The 26,530-nt window shown below is 39.3% G+C and carries 26 protein-coding genes; 17 read left to right on the forward strand and 9 right to left on the reverse strand.

The window, feature by feature from the left end; translation table 11 throughout:
* Positions 1-366, reverse strand: coding sequence for a MerR family transcriptional regulator (locus MKL36_RS01210; RefSeq protein WP_001046657.1), 366 nt, complete (start codon positions 364-366; stop codon positions 1-3).
* 72 nt (positions 367-438) lie between these two features.
* Between MKL36_RS01210 and MKL36_RS01215 the strand changes: the two genes are divergently transcribed.
* Positions 439-1,083: an RBBP9/YdeN family alpha/beta hydrolase gene (locus tag MKL36_RS01215; protein ID WP_001986386.1), complete on the forward strand. Its 645-nt coding sequence runs from the start codon at positions 439-441 to the stop codon at positions 1,081-1,083.
* 68 nt (positions 1,084-1,151) lie between these two features.
* On the opposite strand, the gene MKL36_RS01220 is transcribed toward MKL36_RS01215, so the two are convergent.
* Positions 1,152-1,868, reverse strand: coding sequence for a hypothetical protein (locus MKL36_RS01220; RefSeq protein ID WP_001009587.1), 717 nt, complete (start codon positions 1,866-1,868; stop codon positions 1,152-1,154).
* Between the two features lie 275 nt (positions 1,869-2,143).
* Here MKL36_RS01220 and MKL36_RS01225 point away from each other — a divergent pair, with 275 nt between their 5' ends.
* Complete coding sequence (locus MKL36_RS01225; RefSeq protein WP_021511385.1) at positions 2,144-2,635, forward strand: hypothetical protein; 492 nt, start codon at positions 2,144-2,146, stop codon at positions 2,633-2,635.
* A 45-nt stretch (positions 2,636-2,680) separates the two neighbouring features.
* Here the strand turns inward: MKL36_RS01225 and fadA are convergent, their stop codons facing one another.
* A complete protein-coding gene (fadA, locus tag MKL36_RS01230) occupies positions 2,681-3,853 on the reverse strand; it encodes an acetyl-CoA C-acyltransferase FadA (RefSeq protein ID WP_000212712.1) in 1,173 nt (390 codons plus the stop codon).
* A 12-nt stretch (positions 3,854-3,865) separates the two neighbouring features.
* Positions 3,866-6,019 carry a fatty acid oxidation complex subunit alpha FadB gene (gene fadB / locus MKL36_RS01235; RefSeq protein WP_000580938.1) on the reverse strand — a complete coding sequence of 718 codons (2,154 nt, stop codon included), beginning with the start codon at positions 6,017-6,019 and terminating at the stop codon, positions 3,866-3,868.
* Positions 6,020-6,591: 572 nt separating this feature from the next.
* On the opposite strand from fadB, the gene lpxO reads away from it, so the two are divergent.
* From lpxO to MKL36_RS01280, 8 genes are all read left to right on the forward strand, one after another.
* Positions 6,592-7,506, forward strand: a complete 915-nt coding sequence (lpxO, locus tag MKL36_RS01240; protein WP_000598896.1) for a lipid A hydroxylase LpxO — start codon at positions 6,592-6,594, stop codon at positions 7,504-7,506.
* A 210-nt stretch (positions 7,507-7,716) separates the two neighbouring features.
* On the forward strand, positions 7,717-8,760 hold the full coding sequence (locus tag MKL36_RS01250; RefSeq protein ID WP_031222981.1) for a lysozyme inhibitor LprI family protein: 1,044 nt from the start codon (positions 7,717-7,719) through the stop codon (positions 8,758-8,760).
* 230 nt (positions 8,761-8,990) lie between these two features.
* Positions 8,991-9,521: a CHAP domain-containing protein gene (locus MKL36_RS01255; protein ID WP_000929594.1), complete on the forward strand. Its 531-nt coding sequence runs from the start codon at positions 8,991-8,993 to the stop codon at positions 9,519-9,521.
* 133 nt (positions 9,522-9,654) lie between these two features.
* Positions 9,655-11,454 carry an excinuclease ABC subunit UvrC gene (gene uvrC, locus MKL36_RS01260; protein WP_012300759.1) on the forward strand — a complete coding sequence of 600 codons (1,800 nt, stop codon included), beginning with the start codon at positions 9,655-9,657 and terminating at the stop codon, positions 11,452-11,454.
* Between the two features lie 120 nt (positions 11,455-11,574).
* Entirely contained in the window at positions 11,575-12,369 is a 795-nt protein-coding gene (locus MKL36_RS01265) for a thioesterase family protein (protein ID WP_000054633.1), read from the forward strand.
* A 118-nt stretch (positions 12,370-12,487) separates the two neighbouring features.
* The gene (pgsA, locus tag MKL36_RS01270) at positions 12,488-13,075 is read left to right on the forward strand and encodes a CDP-diacylglycerol--glycerol-3-phosphate 3-phosphatidyltransferase (protein ID WP_000206941.1); all 588 of its coding nucleotides are present in this window, start codon (positions 12,488-12,490) and stop codon (positions 13,073-13,075) included.
* Between the two features lie 122 nt (positions 13,076-13,197).
* Complete coding sequence (locus tag MKL36_RS01275) at positions 13,198-14,052, forward strand: methylated-DNA--[protein]-cysteine S-methyltransferase (RefSeq protein WP_001178152.1); 855 nt, start codon at positions 13,198-13,200, stop codon at positions 14,050-14,052.
* Entirely contained in the window at positions 14,049-14,660 is a 612-nt protein-coding gene (locus tag MKL36_RS01280) for an alpha-ketoglutarate-dependent dioxygenase AlkB family protein (protein WP_000171257.1), read from the forward strand. Before MKL36_RS01275 ends, MKL36_RS01280 begins: the two co-directional genes overlap by 4 nt.
* A gap of 194 nt (positions 14,661-14,854) precedes the next feature.
* Here the strand turns inward: MKL36_RS01280 and MKL36_RS01285 are convergent, their stop codons facing one another.
* Entirely contained in the window at positions 14,855-15,628 is a 774-nt protein-coding gene (locus MKL36_RS01285) for an IclR family transcriptional regulator (protein ID WP_001018361.1), read from the reverse strand.
* Positions 15,629-16,123: 495 nt separating this feature from the next.
* Here MKL36_RS01285 and MKL36_RS01290 point away from each other — a divergent pair, with 495 nt between their 5' ends.
* The 3 genes from MKL36_RS01290 to MKL36_RS01300 are packed head-to-tail and all read left to right on the forward strand — an operon-like array spanning position 16,124 to position 19,463.
* Positions 16,124-18,223: an FUSC family protein gene (locus MKL36_RS01290; RefSeq protein ID WP_000925017.1), complete on the forward strand. Its 2,100-nt coding sequence runs from the start codon at positions 16,124-16,126 to the stop codon at positions 18,221-18,223.
* On the forward strand, positions 18,216-18,422 hold the full coding sequence (locus tag MKL36_RS01295) for a DUF1656 domain-containing protein (RefSeq protein WP_000503613.1): 207 nt from the start codon (positions 18,216-18,218) through the stop codon (positions 18,420-18,422). Before MKL36_RS01290 ends, MKL36_RS01295 begins: the two co-directional genes overlap by 8 nt.
* A 39-nt stretch (positions 18,423-18,461) precedes the next feature.
* Positions 18,462-19,463 (forward strand): HlyD family secretion protein, encoded by a 1,002-nt coding sequence (locus MKL36_RS01300; protein ID WP_001072475.1) that lies wholly within the window; start codon positions 18,462-18,464, stop codon positions 19,461-19,463.
* A 56-nt stretch (positions 19,464-19,519) separates the two neighbouring features.
* On the opposite strand, the gene ruvX is transcribed toward MKL36_RS01300, so the two are convergent.
* From ruvX to recN, 3 genes are all read right to left on the reverse strand, one after another.
* Positions 19,520-19,960, reverse strand: coding sequence for a Holliday junction resolvase RuvX (gene ruvX, locus MKL36_RS01305; RefSeq protein ID WP_000127528.1), 441 nt, complete (start codon positions 19,958-19,960; stop codon positions 19,520-19,522).
* Positions 19,960-20,514, reverse strand: a complete 555-nt coding sequence (locus MKL36_RS01310) for a YqgE/AlgH family protein (protein WP_001979301.1) — start codon at positions 20,512-20,514, stop codon at positions 19,960-19,962. The genes ruvX and MKL36_RS01310 overlap by 1 nt, the downstream gene beginning before the upstream one ends.
* Before the next feature lie 126 nt (positions 20,515-20,640).
* A complete protein-coding gene (gene recN, locus MKL36_RS01315; RefSeq protein WP_000955427.1) occupies positions 20,641-22,308 on the reverse strand; it encodes a DNA repair protein RecN in 1,668 nt (555 codons plus the stop codon).
* A 114-nt stretch (positions 22,309-22,422) separates the two neighbouring features.
* Here recN and MKL36_RS01320 point away from each other — a divergent pair, with 114 nt between their 5' ends.
* From MKL36_RS01320 to MKL36_RS01335, 4 genes are all read left to right on the forward strand, one after another.
* Positions 22,423-23,733, forward strand: a complete 1,311-nt coding sequence (locus MKL36_RS01320; RefSeq protein WP_000753285.1) for a tetratricopeptide repeat protein — start codon at positions 22,423-22,425, stop codon at positions 23,731-23,733.
* 76 nt (positions 23,734-23,809) lie between these two features.
* Positions 23,810-24,136: a pyrimidine/purine nucleoside phosphorylase gene (gene ppnP / locus MKL36_RS01325; protein WP_000099685.1), complete on the forward strand. Its 327-nt coding sequence runs from the start codon at positions 23,810-23,812 to the stop codon at positions 24,134-24,136.
* A 101-nt stretch (positions 24,137-24,237) separates the two neighbouring features.
* A complete protein-coding gene (gene rlmB, locus MKL36_RS01330; RefSeq protein WP_001118149.1) occupies positions 24,238-24,987 on the forward strand; it encodes a 23S rRNA (guanosine(2251)-2'-O)-methyltransferase RlmB in 750 nt (249 codons plus the stop codon).
* 35 nt (positions 24,988-25,022) lie between these two features.
* On the forward strand, positions 25,023-25,937 hold the full coding sequence (locus MKL36_RS01335; protein WP_000075011.1) for a DMT family transporter: 915 nt from the start codon (positions 25,023-25,025) through the stop codon (positions 25,935-25,937).
* Here MKL36_RS01335 and coaE read toward each other — a convergent pair.
* Positions 25,934-26,530 carry a dephospho-CoA kinase gene (gene coaE / locus MKL36_RS01340; RefSeq protein WP_021511383.1) on the reverse strand — a complete coding sequence of 199 codons (597 nt, stop codon included), beginning with the start codon at positions 26,528-26,530 and terminating at the stop codon, positions 25,934-25,936. The two genes, MKL36_RS01335 and coaE, sit on opposite strands and share 4 nt — an antisense overlap.

Below are 26,530 nucleotides of genomic sequence, written 5' to 3' on the forward strand. Positions count from 1 at the left end.
TTAAATATTGGTGCTCTCAGCTTTTCCTTTCGCCAAGAAAGATTGTAATAAACTTTGAGAAGTTTGCAGTTTGTTTAACTGATCGGACACATGCTTAAGTTCTGTTTGTAGTTTTTCTTGAACCACTGGACACAGCGTAAATACCCGTTCATCTAAATCAAAACATGGCAATAAAACATGAATGTCTTTCAGGTTCATACCTGCGTCATTTAATATTTTAATTTTCTTAATATTTTCAATATCTTTTTGCGTATAACTTCGATAATTATTACTCGCTCGATGAGGCTGTATAAGCCCTAAATTTTCATAATACCGCAGCATACGTGGGCTTACTTTTGTGAGCTCGGAAACTTTAGCTAAGTTCATAAAATATGGGTTGACCTTAACAGTGGTGTCATAGTTTAGCATGTTTTTATATTTCAAAATGGTACTTGTTCAATGATTAGAAAACTCATTTTATTGGTGATATTCGGATTAATGTCATTTGTTACAAATGCCAAAACCCTTGAATTACAGGAGAAGAACATGCGTCAAATATTTGTGCTTCACGGTTACTCAGCTTCTATTAACGATCATTGGTTTTTGGACCTAAAACACCAAATAGAAGATGAAAATACAACTGTTACTTTAATACCATTTCCAGATTCTGAGCATCCGGACGTCGATGCTTGGCAGAAAGTATTAGATGAGCAGATTCCTGCAGTTAATGAAAATACTTATTTTGTTGCCCACAGTTTAGGGGTAATTACCTTGCTACACTTTTTACAAAGACATGATTATCAAAATATTGGAGGAATGATTTTAGTATCTGGATTCTCTGGTCCAATTTCAGACTCTTCACCTCTTAGTCCTTATATAACAAAGAGTAAAGTCGACACCAACTATTTCCGTGACATAAAGAAAAAGCTGGTTTATTTGTCTGATAATGATGATTTGGTTCCACCACAACTAACGATTCAATTGGCTAAGGATATTGATGCGCCTTATATTACCGTTCCTAATGGTGGGCACTTTTTAGGTCGGGAAGGTTATACGGAATTTCCGCAATTAGTCGATTCTTTAAAAGAAATGTTAGAAAATTGATAAAAATCCCCGCATTGAGCGGGGATTTTTTATCTTTACTGAAATTTGTAATTTTTATTCCTAATCTATTAAGGCTGGTAAATGATACCCATGACTTTCGCAGGTAAAGCAATAATATCGAAAGTTAAGGTAAACGGAAGCAGTGGTAAACTTGCTAGCTTCTCCTTAGTTGATAAGGGTACTTTTCCGCTTTTATCATGAAGATATTGGATTCTAACGTGATATGGCTTGGATAAAGGGGTTATTTTTTTAAGATTGTTTACAGGAGGATAAACAGTTCCTCTAAGATTTAACTCAAATTTATGTAGTTCTAATGTCTTTTCATAGTCACATGGAATTACACCATATTGTTTGAATAAAGCTGATTCTTTCTCGTTCAATTTCCCATTAGGTGGGGTGTAAGAAAATCTAATATGTCCGTAAAAATGGTTACTATTCGAAGCTGGAGCATTAAAATCTAGCTCATTACTTATTTGAATATATTGTGGATTTAATTGACTAATTAATTGAATGAAATCGTTACCGCCTTTACTAATGACATAACTATATTTTTTCCCTGCGATAACAATACTGTCCTCTGGTTCATTTGGGAGAGATACTGATGGTTTACCGAATGCAATTACATCATCTTCTGTTAAAGTGATCCATTCATAGCCTGAGTCGTATTTTGTAAATAGCTCTCGCGTGTTTTCACCAATAATTCGATTACTCACACAACCAGTGAGAAAGAAACTGGCTAGTAAGCAGCTCATAAGAATATTCTGATTTAATATTTTAAAGTTCATTATTTCTGTCGAATTCAATAGATTTATAAAAAGCTGACTATAAACAAAAAATCGTAATATTTAAATCTGGCAATATAATATGACTTAGCCATATTCAGATTAATTTCTAAAATCTTTTATGAATTTCTTTTTAATAAGTTTAAAAATCTAACGTTATTTACCGTTTATCTGAGCATTACTGAATCAAAAATGACTTTGTTGTAGCCTATTTATAGAACATTTTATTTAGTCATCATTTTGAGTTCGCGTAGGGTGACTGATTTTGGGAGCAAGTTATGAACTTTCTAAAACAATCAGCCTTCATTGCTGTATTTGCTTTTATGGGTTTACCAACTGTTCAAGCAGAAGAAGTGGCTACTTTACCTACAATTCGCGTTATGGCCGAATCTGAGCTACGTGAAGAAGTGGGCTTTGTCCCATTTCAAGAAGATAAAAAAGTGCGTCAGGCTCTACAACATCGTGAGTATAAAACTCATAACGATATACAGAATGCTTTAGTCCCTGAAGGTATGACGACAGTAGACTATCAACCTGTCATGGCACAGCCAGACTTGTCTCAGCTTTCTCCATTTTTACGAGAATATATTCTAGCTGTAGCGGGTGGAATCCAATCTTCTGACTCAACCAATGGTCTTTTTGAAATGTTAAAGCCTCTGCAAATTAATCGAAGTAATGTCGATGCTTATCGTGAAGGTACGATGAAAGTAAATTTAGATGATATTTTGAAATTACAGCAGCAAATTCAAGATGGTTTAAAAGGTCGATAAAAAAATCCCCGCATTGAGCGGGGATTTCTTTTATCTCAGTGTTAATTAAACACGTTCGATCACTGTTGCGATACCTTGACCAAGGCCGATACACATGGTCGCAAGACCGATTTGAGTATCTTGTTGCTCCATTACGTTTAACAACGTAGTGGTGATACGAGCACCTGAACAGCCTAGTGGGTGACCTAAAGCAATCGCACCACCATTTAAGTTCACGATGTCTTGTTTGTCATACAGACCTAAGCCTTTAAGAACAGACAAGCCTTGTGCAGCAAATGCTTCATTTAACTCAACAGTCTGGATATCAGCAATTGATAAGCCAGCACGTTTAAGCGCTTTTTGAGTTGCTGGAACTGGACCATAACCCATGATTGCTGCATCACAACCAGCAACCGCCATAGAGCGGATTACGGCACGTGGTTTTAAACCTAATGCTTGTGCACGTTCAGCAGACATAAGCAACATTGCAGAAGCACCATCAGAAAGAGCAGAAGATGTTGCTGCTGTTACTGAACCACCTTTAGGGTCAAATACAGGTTTTAATGCTTTGAACGCTTCAAGATTTGCATCTGGACGAATCACTTCGTCGATGTCGCAAAGGATTTTAAAGCCATTTGCATCGTGGCCTTCAACACCAATGATTTCATTTTTGAAACGGCCTTCTTGAGTTGCAGCCCAAGCACGACGGTGAGATTCAACACCGAATGCATCTTGTTCTTCACGGGTAATGCCGTTCATGCGACCTAACATTTCAGCAGTTAAGCCCATCATGTTAGATGCTTTAGCGTAGTGTTTAGATGCTTCAGGGTTAAGGTCGATGCCGTGCATCATACCTACGTGGCCCATGTGCTCTACACCACCAATAATGAAGATATCACCTTGGTTTGTTGCAATTTGTGCAGCCGCAGTGTGGATTGCCTGCATAGAAGAACCACAAAGACGGTTCACTGTTTGACCAGCCACAGTTTTAGGCAAGCCAGCCAATAAACCGATGTTACGGCCAATGTTCATACCTTGTTCTAGGGTCTGGTTTACACAGCCCCAAATCAGGTCTTCAACTTCATTTACATCAAACTGGTTACGGGCAACGAGCGCACGTACAAGTTCAGCAGATAAACTGTCGGCACGTACATTACGGAACATACCGTTTTTAGATTTGCCCATGGCAGAACGAACGCCATCAACAATCACAACGTCACGTGGATTTAAAGTAGCCATTCACGTCGCTCCTTAACCGTAGAATTTTTTGTTGTTAGCAGCCATGTCGCGCAACATTTGTGGCGCTTCATAAGCCTTACCTAAGTGCGCATATTTGTCGCAAAGTGCAACGTATTCAGCAACACCTGTTTGGTCGATGTAACGGCATGGACCACCACGGAATGGAGGGAAACCAATACCCATAATCATTGCCATGTCTGCCTCAGACGCAGTCGCTACAATGTTGTCTTCTAAGCAACGAACAGTTTCATTGCAAAGAGCAAGCATCATACGGTCAATAATTTCTTGGTTATCAAATTCGCGTTTTTCGCCAGTTACGAATGGAGCAATTACTTCATACGCTGTTGGGTCAACAGTTTTTGCTTTCTTGCCTTTCTTGTCGAGTTCGTATTTGTAGAAACCTACATCATTCTTTTGACCAAGACGCTTCGCTTCGTACATTGCTTCGATCGCGCCTTTGTAGTCTGGCTTCATACGGTCAGGGAAACCTTCAGCCATCACTTCAGCACCATGTACACCTGTATCGATACCTACAACATCGATCAGATAAGCAGGACCCATTGGCCAACCGAACTTAGACATTACATTGTCGATTTGCTGGAAATCTGCGCCGTCTTTTACAAGAAGGTCAAATGCACCGAAGTAAGGGAACAATACACGGTTAACCAAGAATCCTGGGCAGTCATTTACAACGATTGGTGTTTTACCCATTTTTTGAGCAAGCACGACCGTAGTTGCAATTGCTTCTTCAGAAGTTTTTTCACCACGAATAACTTCAACAAGTGGCATCATGTGAACTGGGTTGAAGAAGTGCATACCAACGAAGTTTTCAGGACGTTGTAATGCTTTTGCTAAACGTGTAATTGAAATGGTAGAAGTATTAGAAGCAATGATCGTGTTTTCACGAACATTTTTCTCAGTTTCAGCAAGTACGATTTCTTTTACTTTTGGATTTTCAGTTACCGCTTCGATCACGATGTCGACTTCTTTAAACTCTTCGTAGCTTAAAGTAGGACGGATGCGAGCAAGTGTTTCACCCATTTGCGCAGGTTTCATTTTCTTGCGTTCAACTTGCTTGGTTAACAAGTTGTTTGCTTCTTTCATACCTAATGCAAGTTGTGGGTTACCAATATCTTTCATGATGATTGGAGTGCCTTTGCTTGCCGCTTGGTAAGCAATACCACCACCCATGATACCCGCGCCAAGTACAGCAGCTTGGTTTACAGGGTGAGCACCCTTTTCATGTTGCTTAGATGCTTTTTTAACAACTTGGTCATTAATGAATAAACCAATTAATGCTTCAGCTTGAGGAGTTACGGCTGCTTTGGCAAAGCCTTCAGCCTCAGCTTTTAACGCTTCATCACGTGCAAGGCTTGCACCAGCTTGTAATGAATCAAGTAATAATTTTGGAGCAGGGTATTGAGCAGGATTTGCTTTAGCAAGTACCGCACCTTTTGCTGTGTTGAACGCCATCATTTGTTCAAGTGGGTTCAATTTTACAGCTTCAAGTTTTTCTTGGCGTTTTGCTTTCCAGTTTAAACGACCAGAAATCGCTTGTTTGACCAGGTCAGTAGCAGCGTCAAGTAATTTGTCCGCAGCAACCACAGCATCTACAGCGCCATCTTTAAGTGCAGCAGCCGGTTTCTTTGGAGTAGCCATTGCCATCCATTCAACTGCATTATCAATACCAATGAGACGGCTTAAACGAACACTACCACCGAAACCAGGGTAAATACCGAGTTTGATTTCTGGTAAACCGACTTGTGCAGCTTCTGACATCACGCGATAGTCACAAACTAAACACATTTCAAAACCACCACCCAAAGCCATGCCGTTAATAGCAGCAACTTTTGGAAGGTCTAAATCTTCAAAGCTATTGAAGATTTCGTGAACAGGCATAAGCCAGTCAACAATCGCTTTTTCGCCTTGTGCAAAGTTTTGACCAAATTCGGTAATATCTGCACCAACAATGAATGTAGATTTGCCCGAGGTAACAACTAAGCCTTTAATATCGTTATTAGCTTTTACAGCCGCGATAGCAGCTTTGAAATCTTCAATTGTTGCACGGTTGAATTTATTGACCGACTCACCTTGTAAGTCAAAGCGGAATTCTGCAATTCCGTCCGCAAGCATTTGGACGGTAATGGCATTGCCAGCGTGGATCATGCCTGATCTCCTTAGTTTTGGAGGATTTCTAAGTTGATGTTATGAAGCGTGTGTACAGCTCCGGTACACATTTATGCTTCGCTAATCTTACGATAACTATATCTAAAAAGAACCCGACAAGTTGTATCAAGCCGTGACGCAAGGGTCATCTTATTTTTAATTGAATTCATACCAATTAAATGCATAAAGAAAATCATAGAGATAGCTGCTGAGCAAAGGCTTTTGTTTTAATTTAAGTTTTTATTTATAAAAAGTATAAATCTTTAATTTATTATATAAAAAATGAGAATTTTATCCTATTCACTTCTTGTCAAAAAGGTCAATTGTTCTGGTGTAATGTCTAAAAAAATCGACTACAAAGTCACAATTTTCTAATGAATGATCACCATAACAAATTAAGCGCTTTTTTTATATTAAGGCCTCTTAATTTTCCGAAATACACTGTTTAATTTTTTACATTCGCTTTTTATAAGTCAATTTTGTTAAAATTTGCGCCAATTAAATAAACTTCCGGTTGCTATTACCTTAGAAAATTAAGGTAAGGTTGCCCTAAACTTTGAAAGAGTAGCAATATGATTAAGTGGATCATATTAGCGATTTTTGTGATATCTGCATTGTATATCCAACATCGCGGCAAAGTGCGTCACTCGTTTTATCGTCAATTTTTTGACCATTCAACCTTGCTCGCACCGATTAACTTTTTAATGTACATCTTTTCAAAGGTACCGAATCAACCCTATATCGACACTCAACACTTTAAAGATTTAAAAGTGTTAGATGAAAATTGGGAAATGATTCGAGATGAAGCGAAAGCTTTATATGACCAAGGTGGGATTAAAGCATCAAGTACCTACAATGATTTAGGTTTTAACTCGTTCTTTAAAACAGGATGGAAACGTTTTTACCTCAAGTGGTATGAATCAAGCCATCCTTCAGCTGCTGAACTTTGCCCAAAAACAACGGCTTTACTCAAAACATTACCAACGATTAAAGCGGCAATGTTTACAGAGCTTGCTCCTGACAGCCGTTTGGTAAAACACCGTGATCCCTATGCAGGGTCACTCCGTTATCATTTGGGTCTGATTACTCCAAATGATGACCGTTGTTTCATTGATGTAGATGGTGAAAGATACTCTTGGCGTGACGGTCAAAGTGTCGTGTTTGACGAAACTTATATTCACTATGCTGAAAATAAGACCGATCAAAACCGTATCATCTTCTTTGCCGATGTTGAACGTCCAATGAAAGTAAAATGGATGGAACGTTTCAATCATTGGTTTGGTCGTAACGTAATGACTGCGGCAAGCTCACCGAATGAAACAGGTGACCAAACAGGGGGCTTAAATAAAGCCTTTGGTTATGTTTATCAAATTCGTATTAAAGCTAAAGCTTTAAAAGCTAGTAATCGTAAGTTGTATTACTTCTTGAAATGGTTCCTCATGCTTGGAATTTTCTTCCTGATTTTTGTTCGACCATACGTATTTTAATGAAAGCGCCCGAAAGGGCGTTTTTTTATTGTGATTATTTAAATAATTTAGATTTATTTTTATGCATTTAAAACGATGATTATTAGCGTGGGGAGTATTTTATATAAAATTTCAGGTGAATTCTATTTTAATTATTGGGATGATAAGGCGACTGGTAAATATATGCCTTTCTTGTACTTAATAAATTTTAAAAATTTGCGTGGAATATAAATGAATACGGTGATGAAACAAGCTTTAGTAATAACTACATTCACTGCAGCAGTGATATTGACTGGATGTGGTAAATCTAAGCCAGAGCCAAAATCAAAAACAGAAAAAGTCGAGGCAATTTCGGATTGGAGCTGTACATACCCTGATAATTTAAATCAGATTCAAACCTCTTTGAAAAAAGAATATTTGAAACAAATCGAACGTAGTTTAAGGCAAAGTCAATATCAGGTTGATACGGATATTCTTAATAAAATTAATCAAGGTTTGAAGTTTGAAATTAAAAATGTTCGCACTTTACCGTTAGAAGATGAAAGCCAAAAAAATACACAACTCAGCTGTGAAAGCCAATTGGTTGTTTCATTCCCTAAAGGTTTACAAAAACGTGCGGAAAAAGCATATATTGAAGAGTTGCGTCATTCTGATAAAGAATTGGATACGCTCAATGACTATTTTTCGGATAATGAATCCTCTTTGACCCTTGAAAATGATCAATTGAAAGGTGACTTTTTCTATAATATTACAAAAACAGATAAAGAAGGTTTGGTGTTTGACTTGCCAACTCAAAATAGTGTGATTGAAGGATTGGTTTTTGTTGCCACTAAAGCTGTGCAATATGCAGCTTATGTTAAAGAAAATGAGTTGATTGAAGAAAATATTGAAGAAAATCTGCAAATATCTGAGCAAAATAATGAAGAGCAGACTGCTCTGGCTCAGGAAGCCATGGATGTTCGTAAAAAAGAATTGGATGCTGACAAAGCGAAGCAAGTGGAACGCTTAAATCTGACTTGGGATAAATTGAGTGCCGATAAAAAAACTCAATTTAAACAAGATCAATCGGATTGGTTTAAAAAACGTGATGTTGAATGTAAGGTGCTGGCACAAAAGACTGTAGATGAAATTCCTGAAAAAGACTTAGAAACTTACCAAAAGCAATCCGATTATTGGACTGCTGACATGCGTAAGCAAAATCAGGAAATGCAATATACACAATGCTTTATTCAAAAAACTGCAGAGCGAACAGTTTATTTAAATAATTTAAACTAATCTGAAACTCTATAAGTGCTTGGTCAATCGTTTTGAAATAGATGGGATTGACCAATCTTTAGTAAGTCCGAAAGGGCGTTTTTTTATAGGTATTAAAAACGACAAATTAATTTTGTGACTCATTTCACAGTGCTGGCAATTTGTTACAACTATTAAAAGCCAACAGATAATTTTGATTCTACAATGGCGCGGTTTTTTCGAAGACTTGGTTAGCGGAAGTAGGTTTTACAATGGCTCATGCTCATCACGCAGCTCATGCATATGTTCACCATATCAAAGTGAGAAAAGAAGAAAGTTCTCAAGGTGACTTAAAAACGAAAGCGATGTTAAGCAAAGCTTCTTCGGGAAATAAAAAACTTCATCGACCGGTTTCTAAACGACATAAATCGGAAGATCAAAATATTGATCTACATAAGTTTTCAAGTAAGCTTGAAAGCATGTCTGCAAAGCACAGTAAAGAAAAATGTGCCAAGAATATTCGTATTGCCTTACAAGCTGCGGGTGCAGATGTATCAAAGCATCCTGTAGCTGCATCTGACTGGGGGCAAACGCTAGAAAAGAATGGTTATAAGAAAATCAAGCCGGCATTTAATCGTCCTCAAGAAGGGGATATTTATATTATCGAACGTACAAGTGGACATACTTACGGGCATATTGCGGGCTATACGGGTAATGGCTGGTTCTCTGATTTCCGTCAAAAAACCTATGCGGTCTATAAAGAAAAAGATGTGAAATATAGTTACTATCGCCTCGATTCTTAAGGGAGTACGACACACTTTGTCGGGCTAGTTTCCTATCCCTTTTCAATTTTAGGTTCTGGCACAGTAAAGCACTTGAAAAGTAAAGGTGAAAACATCACATTAGGTATTCAATATTAAGCCATGTATGCCAATAGTGAATCAAAACGCTCGTCCCCATATTGAAAAAATTTTAGCTAATCTGACCCAACTTCCAGGCGTTTATAAGATGCTAGGGAAAGAGGGGGAGTTGTTATATGTTGGCAAAGCTAAAAATCTAAAAAATCGGGTGTCGAGTTATTTTGTTAAAACCATTGAGCACCCGAAAACTCAAGCTTTAGTTGCTCGAATTTATGATATTGAAACGCTAGTTACGCGTTCAGAAACCGAAGCGCTGCTTTTAGAACAAAATCTCATTAAACAGCATCGTCCGCCTTATAACATTATGCTGCGTGACGATAAGTCATATGTCTATATCTTTGTATCGGCAGATAAACCTTATCCGCGAATTGCCAGTGGACGTGGCAAAGGTAAGCACCAAATTGGTAAATTCTTTGGGCCTTACCCAAGTGCTTATAGTGCGCGAGATACCTTACTGGTTTTACAAAAACTTTTTAATGTTCGCCAATGTGAAAATAGTTATTTCTCACAGCGTAAGCGGCCGTGTTTGCAATATCAAATCAAGCGTTGTTCGGCCCCTTGTGTAGGTTTGGTCTCGCCAGAAGATTACAAAGAAGATGTGAATAACAGTATTCGTTTCTTACAAGGTGATACCAAAGAGTTAAACCAGGAACTGATTGCGAAAATGGAGCAGGCAGCGGCAGATCTTGAATTTGAAAAAGCGGTTTTTTATCGAGATCGGTTGTCTTTACTTCGCGAAGTACAAGCACAGCAAGCTGTTTTCAAAGTGAAAGGTGAAGCTGATATTTTGGCAATTGCCTATCAGGCTGGCGTGACATGTGTGCAGATTATGCATGTACGTAACGGACGTATGTTGGGAGGTAAAAGCTATTTCCCTGATATGTTAGGCGATGACCTTGGTCAAATGCTAAGTGACTTCATGGCAAACTTTTACTTTCAGGTTGCCGATGAAGTACCAAGCGAACTGATTGTGAATACTGCCTTACCTGACCGTAAAGAGCTGGAAGAAGCCTTAGCACAGCAGTTTGGAAAGAAAGTCCAGATTAAGAGCAGTGTACGAGAAACACGTGCTGAATGGTTAGAACTTGCCGAAATGAATGTTCAACATGCAATTAAAGGGCAGTTGAGTAACCACTTAGAACTCAATGAGCGTTTCCACCAGCTTGAGCAGGTAGTTGGCCGTCCAATTGATCGGATTGAATGTTTTGATATTAGTCATACCATGGGCGAAGCACCGATCGCATCATGCGTAGTGTTTGACCAAGGTGGAGCACGTAAACGGGACTATCGCCAATTTGCCATTCAAGATATTACTGCGGGTGACGATTATGCAGCAATGCGCCAAGCTTTAACGCGTCGCTATAAAAAGGCAATGTTACCAGATCTGCTTTTAATTGATGGTGGTAAAGGCCAGCTCCATATGGCCATGGAAGTAATGCAAGAGCTTGGGTTAGAAGCTTTTATGGTAGGTGTATCGAAAGGTGAAGGCCGTAAACCGGGGCTTGAAACGCTTCATTTTACCGATGGCACAAAAATCCAGTTACCTGAAGATAGTAAGGCGCTACATTTGATTCAACAGGTGCGTGATGAAGCTCACCGTTTTGCCATTACTAAACACCGCGCTAAACGTGATAAACGCCGCAGTACTTCAGTTTTAGAAGCAATTCCGGGCTTAGGACCTAAACGCCGCCGAGATTTATTAACACATTTTGGTGGTATCCAAGGTGTGTTAAAAGCATCTGAAAAAGAACTGACAGTCGTGCCGGGCTTAGGTGAAGTGATGGCAAGAACGATTTATAAAATTTTGCATGAGTAGTCATGTCTTGAGAAGATGAGTGACAAAAGCGCTCGTAAATTAATAGCTGAATGATCATTCACATATTGGTCAAAATAATGAAAGATATTTCTTAATCATGCGCATGATTTAGGGATATAAATGTCATTATTGCACTTATGGGAAGATGTAAAACAAAATGAATGGATTGATATACCCGCAGGATGGTTACAGGGCCGTACCGTTTTTGGTGGCCTTGTTGCTGGGTTATTAATGCAAAAAGCATGCTCCTATATTCAAGATTCAAATAAAAGATTATTAACTTGTAGTGTTGCTTTTATAGGCCCTGTACAACAAGGCGCTGCCCGATTGACTATTGAAGTTTTAAGAGAAGGAAAGTCAGTCACTACGCTTGAAGCACGTTTATGGCAAGATGATGCGGTACAAACGATTTTGGTTGCAAGTTTTGGGGCTTCTCGTGCATCGAGTATTGAGGTAAAGCAAGAGCCAGTCGTCCCTGCTTATGTATCACCTGAAAATTTATCTGTCATTCCTTTTGCGAAACATATGCCTGAATGCTTTCAGCATTTTGAAGTCTGTTGGGCTGAGGGGAATTATCCGGTAACGGGAAGTAAACACCCCGACTTTGGTGGCTGGTCAAGGTTCTCACCAGAGCAGCATGCGAATCGTCAAATGACATTATCTGATTTGATTGTTCTTATGGATATTTGGCCACCGGGTGTTTTGCCTATGTTTAAGCAAGTTGCACCTGCAAGTTCTTTATCATGGCATATTACGTATGTTCATCCAGTTCGGCACCAGTTGTGTGACTGGTTTAAATATAAAGTAACTACTGAATATGCAGCTGAGGGGTACTCCACAGAATATGCATATCTTTGGGATCAAAATGATCATTTAATTGCAATCTTGCGGCAAACTGTTACGGTATTTACCTAAGTAATCTACTTTCTCGATTCACATATTTCGTATAAAGTGGCTGTTACAGATAGATACAATATTGAAGTATGTGTCTTTGTCTGTTAAAAGATGCGTGAAGACTAAATTGGCGGTGTTTATGACCACAGGGCGAATCCTGAATATCCCAAATATCCTAACTTTGGCGCGTATTGCGCTTATTCCTGTATTTTTGGTGATTGCATATTGGCCGCCTGCAATAGGTATTGGTGAGCACGTAGGAAGTATGACACGTCATATTATCTTAACGGCTATTTTCGTGCTGGCTGCCGTAACCGACTGGTTTGATGGCTATTTAGCACGAACTTTAAACCAGACTTCAGCATTTGGCCGTTTCCTAGACCCGGTTGCAGATAAACTTATGGTCGCAGCTGCACTTATTGTTTTAGTGCAGTGGAAACCGACAATTGCGATGGCTTTCGCTGCAATTGTTATTATTTCACGGGAAATTACTGTGTCTGCTTTACGTGAGTGGATGGCAGAACTTGGCGCGCGGACCAGTGTAGCCGTATCAACAGTCGGTAAATATAAAACTGCATTTCAAATGATTGCGATTAGCGTGTTCCTGTTGAATTGGCAGCCTTTAGAAGTATTGGCCTATGCTTTGTTATATACCGCCGTTATTTTGACTTTATGGTCAATGTTTATTTATTTAAAAGCTGCATGGCCATACCTAAAGCAGCCATAAAATTAAAAAGATGTTCAAAAGCCTTTCCTTGCGAAAGGCTTTTTTATTGGAAAGTGCAAGAATCGGGTCGTCATGGGGTCTTGGCTACTTTAAAGTAAGATTGAGTACTAAGGAGGTGACAGATGCAAATGCTTTCTTCTCGGCAATTTGCTGCGATTGCCACAATTATTGAATATTTATATGAACATCTAGACCAGCAACCAAGCTTAGAAGATGTCGCTACATATATGAATTTAAGCCCGAGTTATATCCAGCGGCAGTTCCAAGAATGGGTAGGCATTAGCCCTAAGAAGTTTGTGCAATATATGAGCTTGCAGCAAGCAAAATATTATTTAATGCAGCAACGTAGTTTATTAGATACGGCTTTAAATACTGGACTGTCGGGTACGGGTCGTTTACATGATTTGTTTATTCAGCTTGAAGGGATGACCCCTGGTGAATATAAGCAGCAAGGTGATGGCGTTGAATTGAATTATTCAGTTGAAACGAGTCCATTTGGTGACTTATTGGTAGTAAGTAGTGATAAAGGGATTTGTTCTGTTCGCTTTGTTGATCACAGTGATAACATACAAGAAATCGTTAAACAGTATTCTCCGAAAGCTCAGTTAAAAAATCACTCTCCGATTTGGCATCAACAGATTGCACAGTGGTTTAGACAAGACTTCTCAGAACATTTACAGCAGAAATTACCGCTTAATCTTGCAGGAACACCATTTCAGCTACAAGTATGGGAGGCACTGCTTACTATTCCCGAAGGACAGTTACGAACCTATCAAGATATTGCTGAGCAAATTGGAAAACCTAAAGCAGTCAGAGCAGTGGCTACAGCTATTGGCCAAAATCCGATTGCGTATTTAATTCCATGTCATCGGGTCATTCGCGCAACAGGAATGGTCGGTGAGTACCATTGGCAAAAAGGGCGTAAACTGGCATTGTTAGCTTGGGAGATGGCTAAGCAGCAAGGGGAGATTGCATGACGCTAGATTTATTTTCTCCAGAACCTTGTTCAAACTTATTGCCTTATGATGGTGAGGTTCAGGATTATGGATGTATTTTAACTGCCGAAGAAGCTGAACAATATTTTCATTATTTGTACCACCATTTGGCGTGGCGACATGATGAAGCGAAGCTATATGGCAAGCACTTTATAACACCTCGTAAAGTTGCTTGGTATGGAGATGAGCATTATCGATATAAATATTCTGGTGTCTTTCGTGATTCTTTACCGTGGGACAAAGCACTTGCTCAGCTAAAACAGCAAGTAGAGCAGATCCTTTCAGAAAAATTTAATTCTTGCTTGGCAAATCTTTATGAAGACGGAACTCAAGGAATGGCTTGGCATAGTGATTCGGATGTGTCTTTAGCCAGAACCACTACAATTGCCTCTTTAAGTTTTGGAGCAACGCGGAAGTTCTCTTTTAGGCATATTCAAACTAAAGAAAAAGTTGAGATGTGGTTACAACCGGGTCAACTTATTGTGATGCGTGGTGAGACTCAACAATATTGGCAACACCGTTTAAATCGTTCAACCAAGATTTTACAACCACGGATTAACCTGACTTTTCGTCAGTTCAAATTTTCATAAGTTTTTTCTAAGAATTGGGCAAGAAAAAAGCCCATGATGGCAACATGAGCTTATTCCTCTGAGGGAGAGCCTACTATTGATGAGCTGCTGATGAAAAGAATCATCAATAGGTGCTAAAATCATAATATGAGAATATTTGGATATTTTCAATGCTTCAAAGTGTAAGAAAACTTTAAATTATCAAAAATATTATTTTAGATCTCGCCCTTTTCTGAAAGTTCCATAAAGCGTTGCTCAATCAATGCCGCGTTTTCTTGCAAAATTTCAATCAACTTTTCAATATTTAAAAAATCAAAGCGGTTCTTTGATGCGACTAACGTTAAAGCCAAAGGAACTTCTTTACTTGAAAAACGAACGGGTACAGCAAGCCCGGAAACATTGGGATCAATCTCACCTTGCGAGAAATAGAAGCCTTGTTTTTTTATTTTACGCATACGTTGAATAAAGCTAGGTTCGTCTACAGCAAAACCTGATTCAGACAGCTCATGTTGAAAACGTTCATAGTAGTCATGCATGCGCTGTTTACTTAAATGTGAAACCATCGTTTTTGGTGAAGCCCCAACATAAATTGGGCGTGGGCAGCCTCGACCATATGAAAGTAATTCAGTATCTTTAAAAATCTCATGATGAATATCAATGCAGTAGTCATCATTTAAATAGGTGAGTAAACAGCAAAGTTCAGTACGCTCTACAATATTTCGCATAAATGGCGTGCTGATTTGGACCAATGGATCGGTTGTTCTAGATACATAGTCAAGAACTGCTATTTTTGAGCCTAAAGTGTAATCGCCAGAAGTACCATTAATACGTTTTAATAAGTCGGCTGATACGAGTTCTTTCAGATAACGGTAGCTGGTCGGTTTAGACAAGCCAAGTTCTTCGCAAATAATATCGACATTAATCACTGGTCGTGAAACGGAAAATAAATCCAGTACGGTTAAAATTTTGCCAAAACTTGAAATTGCCATGATGTCTTATTCGTATCCTTAATAAACGGGTCACACTTGAGTTCTTATAACAGAAAAATTGAAGCTTTGTCTCAATTCCAAGATAACTACCTGATTTAAATATTTTACGCTCAGAATCAGAAAAGTTCTCTTGATTCACACATCATATATGATTAACTAAAAACATATCAAATTATCAAATAAAGATATTTTAGTTGACTAAATCACTTTAATTTGAAAAAATTGTGCAACAAAATATCTAATCGAGAAAGTGGTTTATTCTACCAGCTTTCTCGATGTCTCTTCTTTCCTAAGCTTGGTCGTATAAATAGCGGTCAAACTGAAATCATCTCGGTACATCATGCAGAGATGTAGGAAAAATCATTGTATTGAAGGATGCTCTCATTAACTCATTTGTCTTATAGGCAAATGACAAAGTCGTATTGTCTTTTTTTAAAAGCAAATGGACACTGATGAGCATGCTCATCAGTTCAAATCTATATTTGAGATGAGTTCATGTTATTAAAGCAAATACTGGCTTTCCGCCCGAGTAAGCTTGATCTAATTTTTGCAATAAAGACATTTATTGCCGGTATGTTGGCATTATTTGTTTCGTTCGAATTAGACCTGATTAATCCAATGTGGTCGATCGGTACCGTCCTGATTATCGCCAATCCTTATTCGGGTATGGTGTCGTCTAAGTGTGTTTATCGTTTATTGGGAACGGTAGGCGGGGCTATTATTGCCTTAACCATTACTCCGCATCTGATTAATACGCCGTGGATCTTTACGGTTGTGTTATCACTATGGGTGGGCTTTGCGCTTTATGTGTCTTTATTAGACCGGACTCCCCGCAGTTATGCATTTATGTTGGCAGGTTATTCAACCGCAATGATTGTGTATAACGCGATTACTTATATTGATCAGTACAATATTTTTGATATTGCTTTGGCACGTGTACTTGAGATTTCAATTGGTGTGATTTCGAGTGCGGTTGTGTCTGCGACTATTTTGCCCATGCATATTGGTTCGGCAATCAAACAGCGCGTAACGAAAACCCTCAAAGATACAGAAAACCTGTTTGCTAATTTGTTAAATGCAGATCAACAGCAAAACAATACACAGCTTTTAGCTGCGATTACTCGTGATACGACTGATATTCATGCTCTGGCAGTTCACTTGAGCTATGAAAAAGGTGAGTTGCATGGCATGACCAAACCATTGCAAGAAATGCTCCATCAAATGTCGATGGTGGTTGCGAACTTGGTTGCTTTATCTGAACGAATTAAACAACTGCAAGAACTCAATTTTATTGAAAGTCATTCAGATAAATTAAAGCAGCTTTCAGGGCATGTGATTCATTTTCTGGAACAAAAAGATCAGATGACTGATGAAAATATTCTGCAGTTACCTGACGAGTTTGAAAATGATTTCTTGAACTTAAATGATTCGGCTTCTGAACATCAGCAAGTGTTATTGGCTGCCATGAAAATGGATGTGCGTCATTTCATTAGTAATGTTTTAGCTGTAAAAGTTTTATGGCAACGCATCAAGCAAGGTAATAAAGAGATTCCAGATAACATTACCCCAATGACGACTAAATATCCAAGTTTACACCGAGATCATGGTGTGGCAGTCAGAGGTGGTATTAGTGCAGTGCTGATTACATTTATTGTGACTGGTGTGTGGATTCTTTCTGGCTGGAAAGCTGGGTTCATGATGGCACAGATCGGTGCAGTCACTGCCTGTATCTTAACGGCCCTAGATAACCCTGTTCCTGTCTTGCGTATTTTTATATGGGGCAGTGTGGCTTCGGCGGTTTTAGTTTTTATTTACGCGTTTGGTATTTTCCCTCATGTCACAACATTTTGGGAACTTGGACTCGTTTTATTACCAATGTTCTTATTTGCGGTTTCCATGATGGCGAATCAGGCACTCATGCCGGTCGGGATGGTGCTAGGTATTAATACCATGATGGGGCTGAACTTGCACAATGCTTATAGCATGGATGCAGTGTCTTATTTGGATAGCTCATTTGGTATGGTCATGGGCGTATTGGTGTCATTAGTCGTTATTGATGTTGTGCGTGCCATGTCACCCGATACCAGTGCAAACCGTATTTTGGCTTTACATTACCGTGCGATGCGCCAAGCCATATACATTCCTTATGGTATTGAATTTAAAGTTCACTTACGGGGGATGTTAGACCGTGTTGGTGTCTTAAATACTAAAATGGTTCAGTCAGAAGAGATTAAAAAATCTATTCAACAGGCTTTGGTTGAATCAAGTGCGATCATTGACTTAAGCCGACTACAAGAGTTAGCAAATCAAGTTCCGACATCTTCAGAATTGGCCCATCACATTGGTCGTTTGCAACAAGATTTAGATGAGCTATTTAGAGCTAAAGAAAATGAAAAAGGTGAAAGTGATGTATTGGTACAGCACATTCACCAAACCTTATTTGAACTTAAACAACTTGCTTCAAATATTGAAGATATGACTCTGCGTCAAAGATTATTTATTTCACTAAATAATATTGCTTATAGCATGTGTCATGTTTCATCAAACCAAATGAATGCAGATCGTACGCTTACAGGAGCCACAGCGCATGGGTGAGTTTAATGTCTACGGTATTTACGTGCCTGCTTTGCTCGTCCAAGCCATTTTTGCATATATATGTTTTCGCTGGTTAAGTCCCTTAACCAACAAATGGATTGCACAAGGCTGGATTGCATTACCCAGTATTTTCAATTTGTGTTTTTACCTTTTACTACTTTTGGTGATACACCAAATTTTTGTTGGGTTAGGTGCTTAAAGATGATTGCCAGATTAAAGATTGAGTTAGGTGAGTAAAATGAATCAATTGGAGTTGAAAAAAGTCATCCGTCCAGTGATTTTGATTGTCGCATTAATGATTGCTGTCTATACCATTGTGCATTTATGGAACTACTATAATGCAGCACCGTGGACACGTGATGGTCGAGTTCGTGGTGACGTTATTCAGGTCTCTTCAGATGTAGCAGGCCTTGTAACGGAAGTATTGGTTCAAGATAACCAGACTGTAAAAAAAGGTCAGGTGCTTTTTAAAATTGATGTCTCTCGCCGAGCTTTAGATGTAGAACAAGCAAAATCTGATTTGGCAAAAGCAAAAGCGGCCTATGCTCAAGCACAAGCAGGTCTAGCCCAAGCCAAAGCAAACTTGATTAAGTCGAGTACTAACATTAAGTTAGCCGAGAAAAACGCAAACCGTTATTCAAACTTAATGGATGGTGCGATTTCTAAGCAAGAACAAGATCAGGTCTTTGCAACTCGCGATCAATCACACGCGGAACATGAGCAACTCCAAGCTGCTATTCAACAAGCTGAAGCCACTATTAAACAGCAACAGGCATTGGTTGAAGCAGCAACAAGTAATTTACATTTAGCAGAACTCAATATGCACCGTGCGGCTGTTGTTGCACCGGCAGATGGAACATTATCTAACTTTGATTTGCGTCCGGGTAATTATGTTCAAGTTGGACAAGCGGTTGCAGCATTGCTAGATCGTAAGCAGCTTTATGTTGTGGGATATTTTGAAGAAACAAAATTAGACCGTATTCATATTGGCGATGAAGCAACTGTGCAATTAATGGGTGATAGACAGAAAATTAAAGGCCATGTGCAGGGTATTGCATCGGGTATTGAAGACCGTGAGCGTTCAAGTAGTTCGAAACTGCTTGCAAATGTAAACCCGACATTTAGCTGGGTTCGTTTAGCGCAGCGTGTACCTGTAAAAATTGTATTAGACGAAGCACCAAAAAATGAGTTGGCTTTTGTGTCTGGCCGTACTGCTACAGTACATATTATTGAAAAATAAAAAGCTTAAGTTTTTAAACTCAATAAAAAAGCATGTTTGAAACATGCTTTTTTATTTTATGGCGTTAAACCAACAGGATTGCGATACCAGCTCTGAATTAGCAAAGCTGCGGCAAAACTATCGGCTGACAACTTCTTGGCACGACCTTGTTCTTGATAAAAACCAAGTTCTTCTCTTGCCTCACGAGTGGTGAGTCGTTCATCGACCATCCACGTTTCAATATTGGTTTGATGGCGTAGGCGACGTGCAAACTTACGTGCCCGTGTTGAAAGTTCTGACTCGCTATCATCCATATTCAATGGAAGACCAACAATAAACAAATCAGGCTGCCACTCTTTCACAATTTTTAAAAGTTGGTCCCAGTTGGGAATACCATCTTTCATCACAAAAAGTGGTAATGGGTTAGCACTTTCAATTGCAGACTGACCAATCGCCATTCCCATCTTTTGAGTGCCAAAGTCAAAAGCCATAATTGATTTTGATTGCGTTGCGGTCATTAGGCGTGCCCGATTTCAGAAGCCAGCCATGTACGATCTACACCAATTTTTTTATAGGCTGCATCCCAACGATCATCGTACGGTAAGTTAAAAATCAGATCCATATCGGCATCACAGATAAGCCAGTCACCACGAGCGATTTCATCTTCTAGCTGGTTTTTACCCCAGCTCGCATAACCAAGGGCGATTTGGTAGCGGCCAACACCTTCGTTATGCGCAATCGCATCGAGAATATCTTTACTGGTGGTGATACAGACATTCTCACCCACAGCAATAGAAGAGTGCCATGTTGGTTGGCCTGTATGAAGAACAAAGCCTGCCTCAGGGCGTAAAGGACCACCTTGTAAAACCTCATGCGGATTTACATTGTCTGCATCAATGTCTAAATCATTGAGTAGCTCTTTAATTTGGATACCAGCAGGGCGATTGATAATAATACCTTGGGCACCTTCTTCGTCATGACGGGCAAGATAAATTACTGTATTTGCAAAAAAGTCATCTGCCATTTCTGGCGGGGCAATCAGACAACGGTGAGTCATATATTGTTTGGTCACCTAAGCGGTTCTCCCTCAAAAAATGTCGCTATAGGGTCTCTCGACCCTTTTTATCTATATAGGTTCTTTTTATCAACATACAAGAGTTAATCGGATTTCGCCAATCTTTTTCTCTCATTTTCTTTATTAAGTTGAAGAAGCCTGAAATTTAAGTTGACGTAATTGTTTAGCATGCTGCAAGGTTGTTTCATTAATTTCAACACCTCCGGACATGCGCGCTAACTCGGAAATAATTTGATTTTCATCAAGTTGTACAATAGTACTACTTGCCGGATCAGTTTGTTGTTTTTTGACTAACAAATGTTGATCGGATTGTGCAGCCACCTGTGCTTGGTGGGTAATACATAAAAGTTGGACATGCTGAGCCAAGTCGGCCAATAAACGTCCAACCACTTCAGCTGTACCACCACTAATTCCGACATCAATCTCGTCAAATACCAAAACTTCTGCTTCGGTCTTTTCAGCATTCATGACTTGCATAACGAGTGCAATACGAGAAAGCTCACCACCAGATGCTACACGTGCCAATGGTTGAGGAGGTATGCCTTTATTGGCAGTAAATAAAAGTTGAATAAAACTTAAACCTTCTGCATTTGGTTGTTCTAATGGTTCAAACTTAAACTCAAAATGTGCCTCAGGCAGCGCTAAAGGTTTAACCTGTTCAGTTAATTGCTTTGCAAGTGGGGCAGCAGCTTCACGACGAATATTGTCTAAATACTGGGCTTTTTCTAAAAATTCTTGATGTGACTTTTCTACTTGTTCAGCCAGAGTTTCAGGGTCTTCTAACTGATGTAATTGCTCAAGCTCACTTTGCCAAGTTTCGTACTCTTCTTTAAGTGTTTCTGGTTGAGTACGGTATTTACGAGCAAGTCGATGGAAAATCTCTAGCTTGGAGTTCAGTTCTTCCATCCGTTCAGGATCGAAACTCTGACGGTCAATAAATTGACGTAAATTTGATGTGGCATCATCAATTTCACTTTGCGCATTTAATAACGAATTATAAATTTCGGAAAGCTGCTCACTACGCCCCGCATGAGACTCTAGGCGGCGAATGATCGACGACATTTCTTGAGTAATGTTTTGTTCAGCTTCATCAAGCGCATTTAGACTATAGCTACAGTCTTGCATGATATGTTCATGATGACTAAGGCGATCGAACTCTTGCTCGATTTCTTTGTAATCGGTTTGAATGACTTCCTCAAGCTCTTCAATTTGTAACTCTAAGGTCGCAATACGTTGTAGACGGGTCGCTTGAGCGTCGAGCGCAGCCTGATGCTGGCGGATATTACGCTGCCATGTACTATATGCTTCACGAACATCATTTGCTTCGGCGTAAAAATTACTATAACGGTCTAGCCAATGCTTTGGATAAGGCGGTTCAAGTAGTTGTTGTTGGCTGTGCTGGCTATACAGCTGAACCAATAAGCGGCCTAATTCTTTAAGCTCAGAGAGACTACTTGGACGGCCATTTACCCATGCTTTGCTACGGCCAGTTGCAAAAATAACCCGACGTAAATGAATTTCCCCTGAATCATCATCTAGTTCATGTTCTTTTAACCATTTTGCTTCAGGGCTATTATCCTGATAAGTAAAAACTGCGGTTACATCCGCTTTGTCCGAACCATAGCGGACATAATTTGTATCTGTACGTTCCCCTAAGCAGGCAGATAGTGCATCCAGTAATAATGATTTTCCTGCACCTGTCTCACCTGTTAGAACATTAAATCCTTGTTCTATATCAATAGCTAAATGATCAGCTAATGCAAAATTAATTAAAGTTAAATGTGTGAGCATAAACGCATCCAACGCGCCAAATTATGGGTTAAAGATAGAGAAGTTTTGAATTTGCTACAAGTGATCTATTATTCTAACTGAAATTATAGAACAGCAAGATTGCGGATCTTTACAATGAAAAAAACATTAAGCTTACCGAAAGCACCAATAGGGATGATCAACCGCCATAAAAAAATTAATCCTGCTGAAATGAATAAAATTTTAAATCAGCATTTTAATGCATTTAAACAGGCTGCTGCACAAGGTGATTACGTCAAAGCATATCAACATGTAAAAAAAGCAGTAAGTCTGGTTCCCGGGCATCCTGGAGCATTGTCTGATTTAGCTTATACTGAGCTACGGTTACGCCGTTATGACGATGCATATCAACATTATATGCAAGCCATTAAAGCAAGTGGTTCTAACGTTAATACAAATCTATACGATGGATTGACCGAAGTTTGTCATCATTTAAATAAAAAAGAAGAGAAGATTAAATTTGGGCGTTTAGCCATTTCAACCAAAAAAGAACTCACAAAGAATGAGCCTACTTTAAATATACCCACTCATAAACCCGTGCCCTTTAGCCCAAATCCACAAGAAAATATTATTGCTTTTTCTCTATTTGGAGCAAATCCGCGGTACTGTGAAACTTCCATTTTAAATACTAAGTTAGCTCAAGAAATCTATCCTGAATGGACGTGTCGATTCTATGTGGATGAGAGCGTTCCCGAACTTGTACAACAGAGGTTACAAGCAAATGGCGCACAAGTTGTACATGTTAGTCCCACTCAAAAACAGTTATCAGGTTTATTTTGGCGCTTTTTAGTTATGGATGATCCGGTAGTTAAACGGTTTTTAGTACGTGATGCCGACTCTATTGTGTCTTATCGTGAGAAAGCCGCTGTTGATGCTTGGCTTAAGAGTGATCAATGGTTCCATTTAATGAGAGATAGCTATTCTCATACTGAATTAATTTTGGCAGGTATGTGGGGCGGTTGCACAGGTATTTTTCATAATATTGAAGCACATATCAGGGATTATGTTGCCACTGGAAGGTATCCGGACAATCGAGTCATAGATCAACATTACCTGCGTTATTGTATTTGGCCGACTTTAAAACAAAGTGTGCTTGTACATGATAGCCAGCAATTTGATGAAAATAGTGCCGATTTTCCGGTTTATGATCTAACTTCAATGCAAAATGACCAAGACAATTTTCATGTAGGGATGGATAATGGTTCACCAGTCGTTACAACTGCGGTTAATCATCCAACGGCAGAAAAAGTTTACTGGATTTTATTCGATGAAAATCACGATGAAGTTTGCAGATATGATGCAATTGTGTCGAAGAGTCGAAATATTGAAGTGAATTTACCCCACGCTTTTGCTAAAAAAATTCAGTTACAGCAGTGGAAATTACAAGTCTATCCGTATGAAAACTGATTGATTAGTTATTTAGGCACAATTAAACTACATTCATCATAATTTATATAAATGCGGCATTATCTGGAGAGTGTGCATGAGTTCAACCCAATTTGATCATGTAACGGTCATCAAAAAATCAAATGTTTATTTTGGTGGAGCATGTATCAGCCATACCGTGCAATTTGAAGATGGAACGAAAAAAACATTAGGTGTTATTTTGCCGACTGAACAGCCTTTAACATTTGAAACCCATGTTCCTGAGCGTATGGAAATTATTTCAGGTGAATGTCGCGTTAAAATTGCAGACAGCAATGAAAGTGAATTGTTCCGCGCTGGTCAATCTTTTTATGTACCAGGCAATAGTGTTTTCAAAATCGAGACTGATGAAGTGCTTGATTATGTTTGCCACTTAGAAGGCTAAGAAATTACTGTTTAAATCGGGTACACTATGCCCAAAGAAATCCTGTGAAGTTGGCTTTACAGGATTTTTATTTTTTGCTCAAACGTTGTTAGAGGTCATGCATGGCAAAACCGGAATATTATTATGGCGTTCACTCAGTGGAGTCATTGTTAGAACTTGAGCCGGAGCGCGTGCTGACCCTGTTTACATTGAAAGGGCGCGACGATCAGCGTTTGCAGAAGATTCTGCAATTGGCCGAGCCTTTTGGGATTAGTGTACAAAAAGCAAGCCGTGATAGCCTCGAAAAGCTTGCGGGCTTGCCATTTCACCAAGGCGTAGTTGCAGCAGTACGTCCGCACCCGACTTTAAATGAAAAAGATCTAGACCAGCTCTTGGCTGAAACTCCAGATGCCTTATTGCTGGCATTAGATCAGGTGACAGATCCACATAACTTAGGGGCATGTATCCGTACTGCCGCTGCAATGGGTGTTCAGGCAGTGATTGTGCCTCGCGATCGCTCAGCAAGCTTAACTCCAACTGCTCGTAAAGTCGCAGCGGGCGGGGCCGAAAAAGTTAAATTTATTCAAGTGACTAATTTGGCTCGTACTTTAGCGCATCTTAAAGAGACAACTCATGTCCGTGTGATTGGTACGATGCTTGATGAGAATGCATTACCTATTCAGAAGTGTGATTTCTCGGGTGCTGTTGTGATTGTAATGGGTGCAGAAGACACAGGTTTACGTCCAATTACTCAAGCACAGTGTGACCAAAAAGCCTATATTCCAATGTCAGGTAACTTACAAAGCTTAAATGTAAGTGTGGCAACGGGTATGGCACTTTATGAAGCTTGTCGTCAGCGTTCTGAGGTATAATTTAGCTGCCTTCCTAGTTTTTATGCAGTCTTGATATGTCTCCCCGTACGCAAGGTTATTTTTTTGTATTGGTGACCATGTGTATTTGGGGCGGGTTTACGCTTTTTGCCCGCTTAAATGCACAATGGCACATCAGTGCTTGGGATATTGCCGCACTACGCTTTGCTATAGCCTTCCTAATTTTGATGCCTATCTTAATTTATAAAAAAGATCTCGCTTTTTTATGGAGTAAGCATGCGGTTATTTTGGCATTGATTGGTGGAGTCATTTACTGCCTTACGGTTTATACAGCTTTTCTTTATGCACCAGCTGCACATGCTGCAATATTTTTAAATGGCTGTATTCCAATCTGTACCGCTATAGCTGCTTATATTTTATTTAGACAGCCATTTGATAAACATACATGGGTGAGTCTGGCAATTATGATTACTGCCTTGGCTCTCATGAGCGCATTGATGTTGAAAAGTAGTACCTCTGCTTTTGGAATTGGAGATTTACTTCTGTTTATCAGTGCGATTTGGTGGGGGATTTTTACTGTACTACTTAAACAGTGGAAGCTCTCTGCTTGGCATTCTATGGCAAGCGTCGCAATCTGGTCTGCAATTATTTATTTGCCGATTTATTTGTTGTTCTTACCTAAGCACTTTATGGATGTAGATCCTTTGCACTTAGCTGTACAAAGTATTTTTCATGGCGTGTTTGTCGTTATTATTGCGACATTAACCTATGTTGCTGCTATTCAGCGTCTTGGCGCATTTAAAACGGGAAGTATTGTAACTTTGGCACCGTTTATTGCTGCTATTTTAGCTGTACCCTTACTTGGTGAGTCATTAAGCCCATCAATTGTAGTGGGCTTAGTAGGTATGGGAATAGGCGCTTTACAGCCTTGGCGCTGGTTTAGACAAGATAGCCTGACACAAAAGATTAAGCAGCAAAATACACAAAATTAGTTTGCACGCTTCAAATAGCTTTGATGTAAAGGCTCTAATTGCTGATATAAATGTTCGAGTAATCCGTCGTTAAACACGATGTCATTTGCAAGCTCACGTTTTCGTTCGCGTGGCATTTGTGCAGCAATAATTTTCTGGATTTGTTCTTGGTTTTGTCCATCGCGCTGGCTCGCACGCTGAATTTGAGTTTGTTCACTCGCATCAATCAGTAGCGTGTGATTGACCAGTTCATGTTGATTTGTTTCAAACAATAATGGCGAAACTAAAATCACATACGGACTTTTAGGATTTTGTAGCTGTTGAATAATAGATTGACGGATTGCGGGATGGGTAATTTGCTCGAGTGTATGACGCGCTTGTGGATTTTGAAAAATATATTCACGTAAGGCACGGCGGTCCAAACTGCCATCGGGTTGAAGCACCCAATCTCCAAAGGTTTGTTGAATTTTTTGAAGGGCAGGTTGCCCTTTTTCAACTACTTGGCGAGCAACAATATCGGCATCGACGACTTGGATTCCTTGGGATTCAAACCATTGTGTTGCAGCTGATTTACCACTGCCTATACCGCCTGTGATTCCCAGAATAAAAGCCAT

It is taken from the genome of Acinetobacter sp. AOR12_HL (assembly GCF_027855275.1).
Classification (GTDB): Bacteria; Pseudomonadota; Gammaproteobacteria; order Pseudomonadales; family Moraxellaceae; genus Acinetobacter; species Acinetobacter baumannii.